Annotated in this window: 16 protein-coding genes; all 16 read left to right on the forward strand. The window is 71.2% G+C overall.

The genetic code is table 11. The features are described 5' to 3' along the window. The first annotated feature begins 52 nt into the window (after positions 1-52). The 16 genes from ACFYWS_RS20515 (at position 53) to ACFYWS_RS20590 (ending at position 17,387) form a co-directional block, all read left to right on the forward strand. Positions 53-3,043 carry a lantibiotic dehydratase gene (locus ACFYWS_RS20515; RefSeq protein ID WP_389278320.1) on the forward strand — a complete coding sequence of 997 codons (2,991 nt, stop codon included), beginning with the start codon at positions 53-55 and terminating at the stop codon, positions 3,041-3,043. Continuing rightward, complete coding sequence (locus ACFYWS_RS20520; RefSeq protein ID WP_389278323.1) at positions 3,040-4,191, forward strand: lanthionine synthetase C family protein; 1,152 nt, start codon at positions 3,040-3,042, stop codon at positions 4,189-4,191. Before ACFYWS_RS20515 ends, ACFYWS_RS20520 begins: the two co-directional genes overlap by 4 nt. An 11-nt stretch (positions 4,192-4,202) precedes the next feature. Beyond that, the gene (gene fxlM, locus ACFYWS_RS20525; RefSeq protein ID WP_389278326.1) at positions 4,203-5,411 is read left to right on the forward strand and encodes a methyltransferase, FxLD system; all 1,209 of its coding nucleotides are present in this window, start codon (positions 4,203-4,205) and stop codon (positions 5,409-5,411) included. A 184-nt stretch (positions 5,412-5,595) separates the two neighbouring features. Then, a complete protein-coding gene (locus ACFYWS_RS20530; RefSeq protein ID WP_389278329.1) occupies positions 5,596-6,033 on the forward strand; it encodes a DUF6093 family protein in 438 nt (145 codons plus the stop codon). A gap of 3 nt (positions 6,034-6,036) precedes the next feature. Next, positions 6,037-6,456 carry a DUF6093 family protein gene (locus ACFYWS_RS20535; RefSeq protein WP_389278332.1) on the forward strand — a complete coding sequence of 140 codons (420 nt, stop codon included), beginning with the start codon at positions 6,037-6,039 and terminating at the stop codon, positions 6,454-6,456. A gap of 64 nt (positions 6,457-6,520) precedes the next feature. Beyond that, positions 6,521-6,916 (forward strand): hypothetical protein, encoded by a 396-nt coding sequence (locus ACFYWS_RS20540; RefSeq protein ID WP_389278335.1) that lies wholly within the window; start codon positions 6,521-6,523, stop codon positions 6,914-6,916. After that, positions 6,913-7,329, forward strand: coding sequence for an HK97 gp10 family phage protein (locus ACFYWS_RS20545; RefSeq protein ID WP_389278338.1), 417 nt, complete (start codon positions 6,913-6,915; stop codon positions 7,327-7,329). The genes ACFYWS_RS20540 and ACFYWS_RS20545 overlap by 4 nt, the downstream gene beginning before the upstream one ends. Then, positions 7,326-7,583 carry a hypothetical protein gene (locus ACFYWS_RS20550; RefSeq protein ID WP_389278341.1) on the forward strand — a complete coding sequence of 86 codons (258 nt, stop codon included), beginning with the start codon at positions 7,326-7,328 and terminating at the stop codon, positions 7,581-7,583. The genes ACFYWS_RS20545 and ACFYWS_RS20550 overlap by 4 nt, the downstream gene beginning before the upstream one ends. Next, positions 7,584-8,027: a hypothetical protein gene (locus ACFYWS_RS20555; RefSeq protein ID WP_389278344.1), complete on the forward strand. Its 444-nt coding sequence runs from the start codon at positions 7,584-7,586 to the stop codon at positions 8,025-8,027. It abuts the gene before it with no gap. A 154-nt stretch (positions 8,028-8,181) separates the two neighbouring features. Next, a complete protein-coding gene (locus tag ACFYWS_RS20560; RefSeq protein WP_389278347.1) occupies positions 8,182-8,667 on the forward strand; it encodes a hypothetical protein in 486 nt (161 codons plus the stop codon). A gap of 18 nt (positions 8,668-8,685) precedes the next feature. After that, a complete protein-coding gene (locus tag ACFYWS_RS20565) occupies positions 8,686-9,270 on the forward strand; it encodes a hypothetical protein (protein ID WP_389278350.1) in 585 nt (194 codons plus the stop codon). 50 nt (positions 9,271-9,320) lie between these two features. Further along, on the forward strand, positions 9,321-9,602 hold the full coding sequence (locus tag ACFYWS_RS20570) for a hypothetical protein (protein ID WP_389278353.1): 282 nt from the start codon (positions 9,321-9,323) through the stop codon (positions 9,600-9,602). Continuing rightward, positions 9,603-14,447 carry a phage tail tape measure protein gene (locus tag ACFYWS_RS20575; RefSeq protein WP_389278356.1) on the forward strand — a complete coding sequence of 1,615 codons (4,845 nt, stop codon included), beginning with the start codon at positions 9,603-9,605 and terminating at the stop codon, positions 14,445-14,447. After that, the gene (locus tag ACFYWS_RS20580) at positions 14,447-15,346 is read left to right on the forward strand and encodes a phage distal tail protein (protein WP_389278359.1); all 900 of its coding nucleotides are present in this window, start codon (positions 14,447-14,449) and stop codon (positions 15,344-15,346) included. The genes ACFYWS_RS20575 and ACFYWS_RS20580 overlap by 1 nt, the downstream gene beginning before the upstream one ends. Before the next feature lie 14 nt (positions 15,347-15,360). Next, positions 15,361-16,293: a hypothetical protein gene (locus tag ACFYWS_RS20585; RefSeq protein ID WP_389278361.1), complete on the forward strand. Its 933-nt coding sequence runs from the start codon at positions 15,361-15,363 to the stop codon at positions 16,291-16,293. Then, positions 16,293-17,387 (forward strand): hypothetical protein, encoded by a 1,095-nt coding sequence (locus ACFYWS_RS20590; RefSeq protein ID WP_389278364.1) that lies wholly within the window; start codon positions 16,293-16,295, stop codon positions 17,385-17,387. The genes ACFYWS_RS20585 and ACFYWS_RS20590 overlap by 1 nt, the downstream gene beginning before the upstream one ends. Positions 17,388-17,515 lie beyond the last annotated feature (128 nt).

A 17,515-nucleotide genomic window follows, 5' to 3' on the forward strand; every position in this document is an offset into this window, starting at 1 on the left:
GCGCACGTCACCCTGTCCCCCGCACCGGGCGTTGAGCCTGGAGGGCGAGGGGATGGAAAGCACGTACCAACTGCACGATGCCGGGGCGCTTCTGCTGCGGGCGGCCGCACTGCCAGCCGCTGGCAACACCCGGTGGCCCGACCCAGCCGACACCGCGGAGTGCCGCAACTGGCTGACGCAGGTGTGGGCCGACGACCGGTTCGCGCATCCGGTGCAGGCGGCGTCCCCAGAGCTGGCCCGCACCGTCGAGGCGATCCTCGCCGACGAGCACGCGGAGGCGAAACCGGTCCGCAAGGCCACTTTGGCCGTGGCCCGCTACCTGCTGCGCGCCACCGGACGGCCCACCCCGTTCGGCTTGTTCGCCGGCGTCGCCCGCGCCCACCTGGGCGCCGCCCAGGCGTGGGTCGACTCCGCGCATCAGGCGGTCGCCCGCCCCGACATGCTGTGGCTCGACTACGTGCGCCGCGACCTGGAGCAGCGGGCCGACATCCTGCCGTTGCTGAGAGTGCAGGCCAGCAGCCTTGCCGTGCGGCGCGGCGAGATGGTGGAGGTGCCGCGCGAGGGCGGCCGTACGGCCCGCATCACCGTGGTCGCGCCCCTGGAGGCGGTGCTGGCGGCGTCCGAGCACCCGACGCCGTGCACTGCGCTCATCGACATGCTTGCCCGGCTGGGCGGTACCCGCGAGCAGGCCATGCAGCTGATCGGGGCGGCTTTGCGGGAGGACGTCCTGGTCTCCGACCTGTCGGCGCCCATGACCGAGCCCGACCCGCTCAGCCACATCCTGAACCTGCTGCACGCCCACCGTGCCCGTCTCGACGCCGACACCGTGCGTGTCCTCGACGAACTCGCAGAGGCTCACCGGCTGATCGGCGAGCACAACCGGGTGGACCGGCCGGGAGCCGCACGGCTGCTGCGAGGGGACGCCGAGGAGCGCCTGCGCGCCGTCTCGCCACGCGGCCGGTCCCGCCTCAGCATCGACCTGTGCGTGGACGCGGTGGTGAGCGTGCCACCAGCGGTCGTGGACGAGACGGCGCGGGCCGCGACCGCCCTGCTGCGCCTGACCCGCAACCAGGGCCAGCAGCCGGAGTGGGCGGCCTTCCACACCGTGTTCTGGGAGCGGTACGGGGCGGGCAGCCTGGTGCCCGTGCGGGAGGCCGTCGACCTGGCCGCCGGGGTCGGCTGGCCCGCCGACTACCCCGACTCGGTGTGGCCGCTGCCGCACGCCCAGGTGATGGCCCGCGACGAGGCTCTGGCGGCGCGCGCCTGGCAGGCGACCGCTGATGGCAGCAATGAGGTGCGGCTCAGTCACGCCGACCTGGACGCCCTGGCCGGTACCGAGCCGCTGGCTCCGTACGCGCCGCACGTCGACATGGCGGTACGGGTCGCCGCCCCCAGCACGGATGCGGTCAGCGCGGGGGACTTCACACTGCATGTGAGGCCCGCCTGGACGGCCGGAGTCCTCGCCGGCCGGTTCACCCGCCTGCCCGGCGGCGGCCCGGCCGCCACGTACAGGACGCTGCCGACACTGGTGGAGGGTGCGCTTCCCGCCCAGCTGTCGTTCACGCCCCGATACCCGCACGCCCAGAACTTGGCCCGCCTGGCGCCCGCCCTGCAGCACGTGATTTCCGTGGGCGAGCACCGCACCCGCGCCGAGACGGCCGCCCACGTCATCCCCGTCAGCGACCTCGCGGTCATGTCGACGAGCCGCCGTCTGCTGCTGGTGAGCATGTCGCGCCGCCAGGTCGTCGAACCGGTCGTCCTGCATGCGCTCGCGCTGGAGAAGCAGGCTCCGCCGCTGGCCCGATTCATCGCCAACCTGGGGCGCGGCTTCGCGACCGCGTGGACCCGCTTCGACTGGGGGCCGCTCGCCTCCGCGCTGCCCTGCCTGCCCCGCGTCGTCCACGGTCGGAGCGTGCTGTCCCCGGCACGCTGGCGCCTGACGAAGGACGATCTGCCCGGCGGCGTGTTCAGCGCCGACTGGTGTGCCCGGTTGGAGGAGTGGCGGACGCGGTGGCGGTGCCCGCAGGTGGTCGAACTCCACGACGGAGACCGCACGCTGCGACTCGACCTGGGCGCGCCGCTGCACGCCCGGCTACTGCACGCCCACCTCGCCAAGCAAGCCGCCGCCGACCTCACGGAGACGCCGGAGCCTGACGCGTGGGGGTGGCTGGGGCACGCGCACGAGATCGTGATGCCGCTCGCCGCCACGCAAGAGCGGCTGCCGCACCCCGATGTGGACGGCGCCCCGCTCGTCACCAACCGGATGCTGCCTCAACCGGCTGGTGACGGGCAGCCGTGGGTGCAGGCCAAGCTGTTCACCCATCCGGTGGCGATGGACGAGATCCTGACCCGGCACCTTCCACAGCTGACCGACGAACTCGGGCTGCGCGATGTGTGGTTCGTGCGCTACCGCACCGCGCAGGAGGAAGACCACCTGCGGCTGCGCCTCGCCTGCGCGGGGGCGGCAGAGCACGACCGGACGGCACGCGCCCTGTCCGTGTGGGCGGCCCGCCTGCAGCGCCAGGCCCTCGCCTCCCGCCTCGTGTTCGACGGCTACCGGCCCGAGTACGGGCGCTACGGCACCGGGCCCGCGCTGGAGGCTGCCGAGCGGGTGTTCGTCGCCGACAGCGAGGCAGTCACCGCGCTGCTCGGCCAACTCGATGGCCTCGACCGACGGTTGTGGTGTGCGCTCGGCATGATCGATGTGGCGTGCGGGCTCCTCGGCGACCAGGACGGCATCGAGTGGATGGCGACCGCCCGCGCGGGCGGGCAGGGCGTCATGGAGGTGACCAGGGCAGCCCTCCACCATGTGCGGCACGGAGACGCGTGGCCGGTCGCCCTGGACGCGGTACGCAAGGAACGCGCCGCCGCGCTGCGCGCCTACGCCACGATGGTCGCCGACAGCGAGAGGGAGACCGTGCTGGAGTCGCTGCTGCACATGCACCACAACCGGCTGATGGGTCCCGACCGAACCAGTGAGGCCGAGGCCCGGCATGCGGCCCGGCAGGCCTGCCGCTCGATGAGAGTGAGGCGACAGCCGTGAGCGATCTGCACGACCTGGGGCGCGGCAGGACGGGCACCCTCGTCCACGAGGCGATGACGGCCCGCGCGAGCGGACAGTGGGAGGCCGTCCACCAGCTGGCGGTGACGCTGACCGGGCAGGCCGTCGACGCGAACCCGGTGACCGCCAGCCTGTACCGGGGCGCCCCGGCGCTCGCCTACGCCCTGCACAGCGCCCACCACAAGTCCTACAGCACCGCCCTGTCCCGCCTGGATGACGAACTGGCTGCCCTGGTGGGCCGCCGCCTGGCCTCCGCACGGCAGCGCATGGACTTTGGTGTCCCGCCGAGGATGCGCGAGTACGACCTGATCTCCGGGCTGACCGGGCTCGGTGCGCTGCTCCTGTACCGGCGGAACCAACGCCGCGTGCTCCGCGATGTTCTGCACTACACGGTGCGGCTGTTGCGCCGCCCGGTCCGGGTGGGCGGGCGCTCGGTGCCCGGCTGGTGGTGCAGCGACGCCCCGTCGGGACGCCCCGACGCCGGCGAGTGGCCGTACGGACACGGCAACTTCGGGATGGCGCACGGCGTCGCCGGGCCCATCGCCCTGCTCGCCCTGGCGCTGCGGGCCGGTATCGAGGTGCCGGGGCAGAAGGAGGCCCTGCTGTCCGGGATCAACCTGCTGGAACGGTGGGCGCGCCCACTGCCCGGCGGCGGCGCCGTGTGGCCCGAGACGCTGCCCCTGCACGCCTGGGAGGAAGGACCGACGACGACAGGACGCACGGGCCGCCCTTCGTGGTGCTACGGCACTCCGGGCATCGCCCGAGCCCTGCAACTCGCGGCGCTCACCACGCACCAGCTCCGCTCCCAGCTGACCGCCGAGAAGATCGTCGCCTCCTGCCTGGCCGACCCGAGCCAGCTCGCCAAGGTCCAGGAAGCAAGCGTCTGCCACGGCTGGGCGGGCCTGCTGCTGGCCGCCGAACTCACCGCCGCCGACGCCGACCCCGACAGCCGCATCAACCGTCATCTGCACAAGATCCGGGCCCAGTTCGGGCTGCTCCTCGCCCGCGGCCAGATACCCGGCGGCGCCGGACTGCTGACCGGCGCCGACGGCGTACGCCTCGTCGGGCGAACCTTCGACCCGATCCAGCCGGTTGATCCCGGCTGGGCAACCTGCCTCCTCCTGATCTGAAAGGCCCCCGCGTGAACCAGACGCCGACCGCCGACGACCTGCGCCGCGAACTCGTCGACGCGATCGTGACCGCGCAACCCGTGCCCGCCCCCGTGGAAGAAGCCCTGCGCACCGTGCACCGCGAAGCGCACCTGCCGGGCGCGGACCTCGCCGACGCCTACAAGGACCAGGCCGTCGTCATCAAGGACAACCCGGACGGGCCGCTCGCCCTGTCGTGCGCCTCGGTGCCCTCCGTGGTCGCGATGATGCTGGCCCAGCTCGACGTGCAGCCCGGCGACCGCATCCTGGAAGTGGGAGCGGGCACCGGCTACAACGCGGCGCTGCTCGCCGAACTGACCGGCCCCAAAGGGCAAGTGACCACCATCGACGTCGACGACGAGGTGGCGCTTCACGCGCGCACCACCCTCAACAACAGCGGCTACAGCCACGTGCAGGTCATGGCCCGTGACGGGCTGATCGGCGCCCCCGAGTACGCCCCCTACGACCGGATCACCGCGACCGTCGGCGTGTGGGATGTGCCCTCGCCCTGGTGGGACCAGCTCGTCGACGGCGGTCGGCTCGTCCTGCCGCTGCGCTGGCGCGGACAGACCCGCTCGGTAGCCCTCGACCGCGACGGCGATGCGCTGGTCTGCGACGGCATGGAGCTGTGCGGGTTCGTGCCGATGGTCGGGCAGGACGGAGAGCGCACGACCGCCATCGGCGACGGCACCGTGCTCCTCCACCACGACCAGGACCAGCAGGTCGACGCGGCCCGCCTGGACGGCGTGTTCACCGGCGAGCCCGCCGAAGAGTGGTCGCAGACCCGCGTGGGCGGCGAGGAGTCGTTCGACGGAGTGTGGCTGCGGGCCTCCGCCTACGACGACGCGGTGTGCCGCATCGAGGTCACCAAGGAGGCCCTGGAGGCGGGGGTGCGGCGGCCCAGCGTGCCGGTGCGTACCGTCGCGCTCGTCGTCGGCAGCTCGCTCGCCTACCTGATCCACCAGCGTGACGGCGAGGACGCCGACAAGCCGATCCTGCTGGGTGCGGCCGGGTACGGGCGTGACGGCGCCGCGCTGGCCCGCAGCCTCGTCCGGTTCGCGGACGCGTGGGGGCGTGAACGGGATGCCGTGCCGCACCTGTCGATCTATCCGGCGGGCACCGCGGGCGAGGACATGCCCGCTGGCCACATCATCGACAAGACGGACAGCCGTCTCGTGTTGCGGTACGCGCCCAGGGGGTAGCCGGAATCGAAGGACGGGCCGACGTGCACAGGCGTAGCGTGAGCCGCCCCGGCCGCGAGGCCGCCGTCGCCCCATTCGAGGTCTGACCTCGCAACATGCTGCTGCGCCTCCCGGTCCCCCGTCCGGGAGGCGCAGCCCTTTTCGGGCCCAGGAGCAGTCCGAGCACCGCCCTACGCTCGAACGTATGACCACTCCTGTTGAGGGGCTGTCGCTTGACGCCGTTGCCCCCATCGTCGAATCGCGCATCCTCGTGGACACCATCGAGATTTTCCGCCCCGGCCCGGAAGTCCTGGACCCCGACACGGGCGAGTACAAGCCCGGCCCCGACTTCATCGTCTACCGCGGTTCGGGTGCGGTGTTCGGCGCCGGCGGGCCCGGTCTGGTCCTGTCCCTGGAGGGGCAGGCGTACGCGGACGACACCCGCAACCGCTACCGGCTGCTGACCCCGCTGGATGTTCCGCTGGCATCGCGCGACGACCAGGTGCGGGTGGTGGTGGCCAGCCAGGACGGCGGTCTCCTCAACCGGATCTGGCGGGTTCTGGACATCTCCGACGCCAACAGCCTTGCTGTGGTGCGCACTACGTGGATGTCCGAGGTCACGCAGACGACCAGCGGGGCGTGAGGCGTGGCCCTTGATCTGGAGCAGGCGCGCGCCGCCCTCGAAGCCGAACTCGTCGACACCGTCCGCATCACGCGGACGGCTGGGCAGGCCGCCCTCGACCCGGACACCGGGGAGCCCGGCAAGACGCCGACCACCGTGGTGTACGAGGGGCCGGGCGCGGTGCTGTCCACGCACGGGCAGATCGTGATGGCTCAACTCCTGGGCACGGACTGGCTGTCGGAGGGCTCCTCCTGGTACCGGCTCGTCGCCCCGGTGAGTGCATCCGTCGCCCTGCCCGGCGACCTCGTTGAGGTCGTCACCGGCACGGCCGGTCTGACCGGGCGGGAGTGGGTGGCCGAGGATGCCACCGAGGCTTCCACGGTCGAGATCTGCCGCACCACCCGCCTCACCGAGCGGATCACCGCCGCCCCCGTCGGCGTGTGACGGCCGTCGGCGGCCCCGATCGGGGCCGCCGACGCTGTCCGTGGCCCTTCGTACGCTGAAACGCATGGATGATCAGCTCCGCCGTGTGCGGATCGCCGCCCAGCCCCTCGGGGCCACCATCACCCTCGGAGACCACGACATTTCCGGCCTGGTGAGCGGCTACCAGCTCACACAGAGCGCGAAACAGCCGGCGGAACTCGTGCTGCAGCTCGCGCAGTCGGCACGCATCGAGTTCGACGGCCTGGCCCGCGTAGCGGTGGGTGTCGCCCCGGACCCAGGGCCCGCCGCTGCCGCGTTCTTGTCCGCGATCGACGCGGGTGAACTGGAGCGGTCCGCGCTGGCACGCCACGACCTGCTCGACGGCGGCGCGCACGAGTTCACCCGGGCCATGCTCAAGCTGCTCGTCGAATGGGCCAGCGGCCTCTACGACGGTGACAGCCGCATCAAGGAGCTGACGTGAGCGGCCCGCGAGGCAACGCCTCCTCCAACGGGGCCCAGATCGCAGCCCAGTTGGAGGAGCGGGCCGCCGCCCTGCTGCCGCAGGCCATCAACGTGGTGCGCCATCACGCGATGCTGCTGGAGACGCGCATCAAGGCGAACGCGTCCGGGCGGCCCGGCCCGAACGCTCCGACCGGCGACTACCGCAGGTCGTGGACGCACGAGGTGCACAGCACCGGAGACGGGGCGCTCGCCGTCGTCGGCACGAACAAGCCGCAGGCCCGGCGCCTTGAATACGGCTACGTCGGCCCCGACAGTCTGGGACGCGTCTTCAACCAGCCTCCGAACGCGCACGTCGGCCCGGCCGTGCAGACCATTCAGCCGCTGTTCGTGGCCGCTCTGGGGCGGCTGGCCGACGAGGGGAGCGCCCTGTGAGCGGTGTCGCCGACGAGCTGCACCAGGCGGTCGCCGGAGTCCTGCAGGAGCACGGCTACGGCATGACGTCGCGGCTCGTGTTCGTCGTCGAACTCGTCGACGACGACGGCGAGCTGGGACTGATGCGCGGCTCCAGCCCGTGGGACATGCCCACCTGGTCCGAGCTGGGCCTGCACCAGTACGCGATCGCCGACATTCAGGCGGCAGTCACCGCCGCCCGCCAGGTGGGCGGCGACGACGAGGGGAGCGAATAGATGACTGTGTCCGGGCGCCAAGTCGCCTACGGGGTGCAGACGATGCTCGTCGCGGCCACCGGCCGATCCTGCGGGTACGGCACCGCGCCGGCGACGTCCGCGCAGCCGACCGGCACCACGATGCCCTACAGCGTCATCTACGAGCTGGGGCAGACCACCGGGTTCGGGCCGCCGCTGGGAGATCCCAACGCTGATGCCCGTGTGTTGATCCAGGTGTCCTCGGTGGGCACCCAGGCCGAGCAGGCGAGCCTGCAGGCCGACAAGGTGCGCCAAGGGTTCCTGCAACGCGGCGCGGACGGGCGCCAGTTCAAGTGGCCCATCACGATCGATGGCGCCGTGGTGATCGGCCGCGAGCTGGACCGTGAGGACGGAACCACTGTCGTCAACTCGATCTACACTTACGTCCAGCGTTTCGTGCTGACGGTGTCCACACCGAACAGCTGACGGACGCGCACCTCACCGCGGAGGCCCTTTACGCGGACGCCCGGCCGACCCCGGCACGGGCCGACCCCAAGATCGCCATTTGGCGAACTGATGGGGACGGGTCTCCGTGCGTGCTCGCTCGGGGGCAGGGGTCCCCGGAGAGTGAGCACCCACCTTGGGCACCACCCAGCAGCGGTTCATGCGCCGCGGCGTCACCAAGATCTACTTCCTGGACGAGATCGCCGCGGCGACGAACGTCCCGACCCGGCCCGAGATCGTCGGGGGCACCGAACTGTCGGGCGCGGTCTCCGACATCGCGGGCTGGTCGCTCGGCAACAGCCCCATCGACACCCCCGACCTCGGTTCGACGCTGACCACGTCGATCCCCGGTGAGGACAAGGCCGACGCGTCCACCCTCACGTTCTACGAGGACCAGCTCACCGACACCATCGAGGCGCTGCTGTCGAAGGGCGTCGTCGGCTACATCGTGATCCTGCGCAAGGGCGACGTCCCCGCCTCCAAGAGCATGGACATCTTCCCGATCCGGGTCGCCTCCCGCGCCCCGGCCTACTCGACGGGTTCCGACCCGGCGAAGTTCACCGTCACGTTCGCGGTGTCCGACGAACCGGTCCTGGACGCTGCCGTCCCGGCGACCACGTGATCTGGGGGGGGATGCCGTATGACCACAACCACTGACATCACGCCGCCGCCGGCGGCGGTCGCCAAGGACGCCCACTGGGCGGCGAAGATGGCGAAGCTGCGCTCGCGCAAGCTGCCCGAACGGACCCTGTCGATCTGCGACGACCAGGCCGCCAAGACCGCGGTCACCGATGCGGCCATGGTGCTGGCGAAGGCGCGGGCGGCAGCTGTCGCCGAGTGCGCCGAGCAGGGCATCCGCGAGGACCAGCGGGACGCGTGGGTGGCCTCCAACCCGCAGGTGGTGGCCGCCGATTCGGCGCTGACGGCCGCGCAGGACACACTCGCGGACGCCACACTCACCCTGACGTTCAGGGCGCTGCCCCGGCCCGCATGGGAGCAGCTGCTGCGCGAGCACGCGCCGAGCGAGGACCAGGCCGACCAGGGCATGGACTACAACCCGGAGACGTTCCCCGCCGCAGTGATCGCCGCGTGCTCCGTCGACGGGATGAGCGAGGCGGAGGCGCAGGAGCTGCTGGATGCCTGGCCGGACGGTGAGGCGAAGGCACTGTTCACCTCGGCCCTGGTCATCAACCAGACGATCCGCGCGGACCTGGGAAAAGGCTGATCTCCGACCCGCAGCTGCGGGCGGAGCTCGAACTGTGCCACCACTTTGGAATGCCACACAGTCAGTTCCTGGGTGCGGGGGACGGGCGGTGGACGGCCCTGGACCGGGCCAAGGCGCTGGCGTGGCTGGCCTACACGCGGGCGGTGTGCGACGGCTGCGGCACCCGAGCCGACGAGTGGCGGCCCGAGCTGGGAGGCGACCGCTTCGCGTACGTCGCCGACAGCCACACCTGCCCCGGCTGTGAGCTCGTCGAGATGGAGCGGGCGCAGGTCCCCGAAGGACCGGATGGGCGTGGGGTCAAGATCGGGCTCAAGCCCAGACGGGAGCCGTAGGTGAGCACTGGCGCCTACAACCTGTACGTCAACCTGCAGGCGCAGACCGGCGGACTGGCCAGCGGGCTGCGCTCGGGCGCCGCACAGCTGCGCCAGTTCGACGGGCAGCTGCAGCAGACCAACCGGACGCTGAACGAGACCGGGACCGCCACCCAGCGGCTGGCCCGCCTGCAGGCGTCCGCGTCCGCCGACGCGGTCCTCGGCCAGCAGCGGGTGGCCGCCGCAGCCGAGCGCACGCGGGCCGCCCAGAACGCGGCCGGGCGGGCCGGTGAACGCAGCGCCCGAGCCCAGGCCGTGGCCGCGAACACGGCGGCGGCGGCCGAACGCGAGCGGGCCGCAGCGGTCGCCGCAGGCGAGCGGACCCTGCGCTCCCAAGCCCTCGCCCAGAGCATGGCCGCACGCGCGGCGGCCACCACCGGGCGGGGTGCCGCCGCAGCCCAGAACACGGCGAACGCTGCGGCGGCGGCCGCCACCCGAGCTGCCCGCGCCCAAGCCCTGCAGGAGGAACGTGCCGCCTCCCTGCAGGCCGCATCCGCGCGCGCATCCCAGCTGGCCGCACGCGCCTCCACTGCCCGGCAGGCCGCCGACGCGCAGGCGCTGCGGCAGGTCACCGCGCTCACGGACGCGGAAGCGGCGGCAGCGCAGCGGGCCGCCGCGAACTCGGGTGCGGTGCGGCGCGCGCAGGCCGCCGCCGACGCCGAGACCCGCGCGGCCACGCAGGCCCGCATCGACGGCTACCTGCGCACCGGCGCCGTGCTGGGCGCGGTGCTCGGTGTCGGCGTCATGCAGGCCATCGACCTGGAAAAGCGCATGGCGAACGTCCTGACGATCAGCCAGGACTTCACGCAGGCGACCATCGGCGCGGCCACCGACCAGATCGTGGAACTGTCCACCGAGGTCACGCAGTCGGCCAGCGACCTCGCCGACGGCCTGTACCAGATCGTGTCCTCCGGGTTCGACGGCCAGGCCGCCATGAACATCCTGCAGGTGGCCGCAAAGGGCGCCAGCGCGGGCCTGACCACCACGGAGGTGTCCGCCCGCGCCCTGCTCGGTGTCCTCAACGCCTACGGCATCCCCGCCAGCAAGGCCTCCGACGTCATGGACGTCATGTTCCAGACGGTCAACAAGGGTGTCGTCTCCTTCGAGGAACTGGCGCAGCAGCTCGGCGACGTCGTCCCGATGGCCGCCGCCGCCGGCGTCGACTTCGACGACATGTCGGCCGCGTTCGCCGCGATCACCGTGTCCGGCATTCCCGCCGCCGAGTCGGCGACCGCGCTGAACATGATGCTCACGCGGATGATGCAGCCCACCCAAGAGCTGACCGACGCCATGCACGAGCTGGGCTACGAGTCGGCCGCGTCCGCGCTGGAGCAGGACGGCCTGTACGTGGTCGTGCAGAAGCTGACCAACGCCACCCACGGCTCTGCCGAGGAGATCACCAGCCTGTTCCACGACGTGCGGGCCTCCCGCGCGGCGCTGGCGCTCGCGGCGAACGACGGCGAGAACTACGCCGACGCCTACCAGGCGATCACCTTCGAGGTGGAGCGGGCCGGGGCCACGCAGAAGGCGTTCGCCCTGCAGATGGACACCACCTCGGGCCAGTGGCAGATGTTCGTCAACCGGTCCAAGGCCCTGGGCATCGACCTGGGGCGGGCTCTGCTGCCGGTGGTGCAGGCCCTCGGCAACGCCCTGTCGATCTTCGCGGGGGCCCTGCAGGACGCTCCGGGCCCCCTCAAGGACGTCGGTGCGGGCCTGCTCGCCATCACCGCGACCGGCGCCATCACCCTCGCCCTGATCACGAAGCTGACGCAGCAGTGGACGGCGTTCCGTCTCGCGCAGGCCACGGCCCGTGCGGGCGGCTCCGCCATGCCCGCCGTCCTCAAGGGCGCCGGAGTGGCCGTGTCCGGGCTGACCGGGCTGCTCGCCATCGGTGTCCTCGCCTACACCGCTTACTCGGCGTCCAAGCAGAAGGCGAAGCAGGCCACCGATGACCTGGTCGAGGCCCTGCAGCGGGAACGCGAGGGCGAGTCGGGGGCCGGTGTGAAGGCGCTCACGGAGCAGCTGGTCTCCAGTGACTTCGCCGACAAGATGAAGGCCGCCGGTGTCGACATCAACGACGCCATCGACGCGGTCCTCTCCGGCGGGACCAAGCTGGAGGCCCTGCAGGTCCAGCTCGACGCCCGGTACGCGGAGTACGCGCAGAAGGTGAAGGCGGGCAAGGCGCCCGGCAACAGCGACTACACGCGCAAGTGGGACGACGCCGGGGACGCCCTGGACGACGCCCGCTCCCGCTGGTCGAAGGCGTTGAAGAAGGACGCCGAGCTCGCCAACGAGATGGACATCGTCAACGCCAAGGTGGCCAAGGCGAAGGCGGGCCTGGGGGACACCTTCACCCTGGATGCGCTCGTCCCGGTCGGCAAGGACGGGCTGCCCGCCTACACCGACGAGATGAAGGCGATGGCGCAGGCCCTCGGCTCGATCGTCGACCCGGCCAAGGCGTGGCAGGCCGCCCAGGACAAGGTCGCCAAGGCGAACAAGAACGCCAAGGCGTCCCTGTCCGACTACCTCAAGGAGCTGAAGTCCCAACTCAAGGCGCAGCGCAGCTTTCAGGGCAACCTGTCCAAGCTGGCGCTGGCCGGTTACGGGGGCCTCACCGACCACTTCTCGAAGCTGGGCGTCAGTTCGGCGCCGATCCTCGACGAGCTGGTCACGCAGCTCTCCAAGGGCAAGACGAAGGTTGCCGACGAGCTGCAGGACATCATGGGCGAGTCCTCGGCCCGCTCGAAGGAATCGTTCCGTGCCGGGCTGGCGCAACTGCCCGCCATCGCGGCCAAGTACGGCAAGAAGATCGGCAAGGAGTTCGCGAAGGCCGCGGAGACCAACGACGCCGGCAAGTTCGCCAAGGTCCTGCAGGAGATGGCGGTCGTCGACCTGTCGCGGGCCGTCAAGAAGTCCACCGGTTCCGCCAAGAAGGAACTGGAGCGCGGCATGGGCCTGCTCGCCCAGGTCACCGCGAAGAAGGGCAAGGCCGCCGGCGACGTCCTGCAGCAGGCCTTCTTGTCGGGCGACGTGACCTCAGCGATGGACCAGCTGCGCGTGATCTGGGGCGCCAAGCTGCCCATCAGCGAGGCCGATCTGCGCGGCGTGGTCGGGGCGTTCAAGAAGGCGGGCGCGGACTCCACGACCGAGTGGACGGCCATGCTCGACCTGATCGAAACCGTCTCCAAGACCAAGGGCACCGCGGCCGCGCAGGCACTCACGTCCGCCCTGCTGTCCGGGGACATGGCCGCCGTGCAAACCCAGCTCGACGGCATCGGCGCGAGCGTGCGCGCCATCCCCGGCAACAAGGGCATCACCTTCACCGTCGACGCCCCGCCGTCGGTGACGATCCCCGTCTACTTCCGGCAGATGAACAACGCGACCGGGCCGCGCCCGTGGGGCCTGGCGAAGGCCAACGGCGGCATCGTCGACTTCTACGCTGACGGCGGGATCCGCCGCGAAGACCACACGGCGCAGATCGCACCCGCCGGTGCGTGGCGCGTGTGGGCGGAGGACGAGTCCGGCGGGGAGGCTTACCTGCCTTTGGCGCCCTCGAAGCGGGCCCGTTCCAAGCAGATCCTCGACGAGGTCGCCCACCGGTTCGGTGCCTCCGTCGACTACCACGCCGACGGCGGACTGTCGGGATGGTCGTACGAGCCTTTGGGGTCACGGGAGTTGCTGTCGGTGTCGTCGATCCGCTCGGACTCGATGCGCACCGTGACCACGGGCAAGGGCAAGAACAAGAAGGAGACCGACGTCTTCTCCCTGTCCCTGTTCGAGAGGAACCTCGACAGGGCCGTGGCGAAGGCCGTCAAGTGGCGCAAGGACTTGGCGACGGTCGCCCGCAGGGCCGGGCAGGACGTCGCCGACGCGCTTGCCGACATGGGCGAGGACGGCGTCGAGCTCACCCACAAGATGGCCACGGGCAGCTCGAAGTACCTGAGTTCCATGGTCAAGGATCTGGAGAAGCTGGGCGCCGTCGCCAAAGCGTCCCTGTCGGACTACACCTCGCAGCTCAAGAACGTCACCAAGGACACCGCCACGTTCCAGGCGAACCTGGTGAAGCTGGCCTCCTCCGGCTACGGGGCCCTCGCGTCCCGGCTCGCCGACCAGGGCGACGAGGCCGCACAGCAGCTCGCTGCGCAGGCCGTCAAGAGCAAGAAGTCCGCTGCCGCGGCGAACACGGCGTCCAAGGCGGCCGGCGCAACCCTCTCCGATGACGACCTGGCCGACCTGCTGACGGTGATCGGCGCGGTGAAGAACAGCAAGACGGGCCTTCACGACGTCGCCGAGGCCACCGAGATGGACGAGGACCGCATCATCGAGGTCGCCAACGCGGGCCTGACCCAGATGAAGAAGGCGCTCGGCTCGCGAGCCACCCGCTTCCTGGCCGACCTGACCAAGGCCAACAAGGGCGTGGCCTACGAGAACGGCGGCGTGCTCACGCCCGGCCTGTATGCGACGTCGAACGGGCTGGTGCGGTTCGCCGAACCGGCCACCCAGGGCGAGGCGTTCATCCCGCTCGGCGCCGCGAAGCGCAGCCAGGCGACACAAGTTCTGGAGGACGTTGCCCGCCGCTTCGGCTACCAGCTCACCGCGTCCGGCGTCACCGGCCCCATGCCGGTGGTCGCCGCACAGCCGTCGCAGGCGGTGCAGGTCGTAGTCGTCCGCGACGAACGGCCTTCCGCGCTCGTGGGCTCCATGCCCATCACCGTCAACGGCGGCGCGAGCAAGGACGCCGCCCAGACGGTGGCCACTGCGATCAACCGCAAGCTCCGCAATGCCCAGAGAGGAGGCCGGATCTGATGGCTTCACTCACGGACTGGCAGCTCGACTTCGCGGGGGTCGTCATCGGCTCCGGCACCCCGTACAAGGTGGCCGACATCGCGGGCCTCATGGGAACGCCCGAACAGCGCAGCCAGGATATGGACCTGCCGACCGAGGACGGCGCGTTCCCCGGAGTCGACCTCTACTCGCCGCGGACCGTCTCCATCGACGTCGGAGTCCGCACGCCGGGCGATCCGGCGGCGGCCACCGACGCCGTGGCCGCGCTGGAGCGGGCGGTCGACACCCCGGCCATCCGCAAGGACGCCGGAGACCTGGCCGTGCTCCGAGTCCGCTGGCCCGGCCGGAACACTGTCCGCCGCCTCTTCGGGCGGGCCCGCATGGTCGAAACGGCGAGCCTGAGCCAGATCAGATACGGGTGGGTGCCCCTCACCTTGACGTTCGTCGCGACCGACCCCGGATGGTTCGAGGACGTGGAGCAGACGCTGCGGCTGCCCCTGTCGCTGTCGTCGACGGAACTCGGCTTCAAGGCGCCGATCACTCCACCGATCACGACCGGGGTTGTGGACCCTGAGCTGCGCTCGGGCTGGCTGACGAACGGCGGCGACCGGCCCACGTGGCCGACGCTCACCATCCAGGGGCCCGTGGTCAACCCCCGGATCGTGTGCGCGCAGACCGGCCGCGCCCTGGCCCTCAACTACGCGATCAAGAGCGGCGAAAAGCTGGTCATCGAGACGCGGCCCGGCACGCGCTGGGTCCTGCACGACGGCCGCAACGCCTCGACCGCGCTGACCTCCTCCTCCCGCCTGGACCTCTTTCAGCTGCCTGTCGGGCAGTCCGAGATCACGTGGACCGGCTCCGACTACTCCAACTCCACCCGCCTGACGGTCGCCTGGCGCGACGCCTACACCGCCCTGTAAGGAGCCACCCCCGCATGGCACTGATCCAGCCGCCCCTCATGGTCAACGGGGCCACCCACTCCGCCCGCATCATGCGGATGATGGCCCGCAACCTGGCCCGCGCCTCGCAGGGCGTCATCGAGGGCGACGACCTGAAGGTGGCCCAGATGGCCACCCCCGGCGCCGGTATCCGCGTCGTCGACGGCGCCGCCATCATCACCGGCGCCACCTCGAAGTCGCAGGGCTCCTACACCCTGTTCAACGTCGGTGACACCAACGTGCCGGTGTCGGCGACCGGGGCGAACGCTCGTACCGACATGGTGGTGTTGCGTGTCTCCGATCCCGAGTACGAAGGCACCTTGGACCCGGCGAAGGACGCCATCGGGTTCTTCGAGGTGGTCTCCGGGGTGTCCGCGACGGCGACGGCGCCTCCCTCCGGGTACTCGGCGATCCCGCTGGCCCGCCTCCAGATACCGGCGAACACGGCCACGATCACGTCCAGCATGATCACCGACCTGCGGAAGATCGCGAACCCGAGACGCGAACGCGTCCTCTACACGTCGTTTCCGTCGTCGCAGTCGCTGATCGGCTACAGCGACAACAAGTGGCACGCCTGGCCGGCCGCCGCCTCCTGGAACATTCCGATCCCCGCGTGGGCTACCAACTGCAAGGTCATCGTCACGATCGCCGGACTGCGCTACTCCGACGCCGATGTGTGGGCGCGCATGCAGACCGTGTTCGGCTCCGACCTCGGGCAGGACACCTGGATCGACGACGACCAAGGGTCGACGGCGCGCCGCGGCACCGTCGTCATCGCCGACAACATCAGCATCTCCGCCGGGCAGCGCGGCACCACACAGAAGCTGTCGATGCAGACGTACATGTACAAGGCGGCCAGCGGAAACCTGTCGGTGAACACCGGCACGTCGATCATCGCCGACGTGGAGTTCACCGAGGGCCTGCGCTGATGCAGCCCTACCGGTACATCACCGCCCGCGCGCTCACCGGCGACGTCCTCGCCTGGGACCTGCCCATGTCCGATGTCGAGTTCGGGCCCGCACTGAGCGCAGCGGGCGAGTTCACGGGGGCGGTCGCCCCGCGCCTGGCCACCCTCGTACGCACGCAGGTGGATGCCGGGGACACGTGGCTGCTGGTCGAGCGGGCCGGGAAGCTCATGTGGGGCGGCCTGATCTGGCGGGCCACTCCGCAGGGCTCCGCGCTCCAGGTCGAGGCCGCGGGCCCCGGCTCCTACCTGACGCGCCGCCACGACCTGCACGGAAACTTCAACGGCCGCGGCCCCTACGTGTACGCGGACCCGTGCAAGGTGATCCGCGACGTGTGGGCGTACGCACAGGAGCAGCCCGACGGCGACCTCGGCGTGATCGTGGACGGCACCACGTCCAAGGCACAGGTCGGCACCCCCGCCGACCCGTACAAGTCGGACTGGTGGGAAGCTCCCGCGCTCGGCGACGTCATCGACGACATGGTGGCGGTCGCGGGCGGCCCGGAGTGGACCGAGGCCATCGCCTGGAGCGACGACAAACCGCGGCACACGATCCGGGTCGGCTGGCCGCGCCTGGGCACCAGGCGCACGGACATCAGCTTCCAGACCGGCGTCAACATCATCGAGTCCGTGCCGGTCGAGTACGACGCCGACCAGGCAGCCCAGACCGTCATCGCCCTCGGCGCCGGCGACGGCCGCAACCGCCGCCGCGCCATCGACACGGTGCGCGACGGACGACTCCGCCTTGAGTACATCGTGGACGTGGACGGCGAGAAGGCCAACGACCGGCTCGCCGCGCGGGCCCGCACCGAGCGCATCGCCCGCCAAGTCACCGGCGAGGTCACCGAGATCGTCGTCCGCGACCATCCATCCGCCCCGCTCGGGTCGTGGGCAGTCGGCGACGACGTGCGGGTGGTCGTCCACGATCAGTGGACGGACTACGACGCCTGGTCGCGGATTGTCTCCTGGCAGATCCGGCCGGGCTCGGGCGACGAGAGCGAACGCGCCGTCATCCAGGTCCAGCGCGCCGACCGCTTCACGTACGGGGCCGCCACCTGACGTAGCCGCCCCGGCTTCACGAGCACCACCCCATCCATCAGGCGCGGGGGAGCAAGGACGCGCTGATGGCGCACCACTGCGGTCTTCCCCCGGCCGCGCCATGCCTCGCGGATGACCTGCCGCCGTTG

Origin of the sequence: Streptomyces sp. NPDC002795 (genome assembly GCF_042888725.1) — a bacterium.
Taxonomy (GTDB): Bacteria; Actinomycetota; Actinomycetes; order Streptomycetales; family Streptomycetaceae; genus Streptomyces.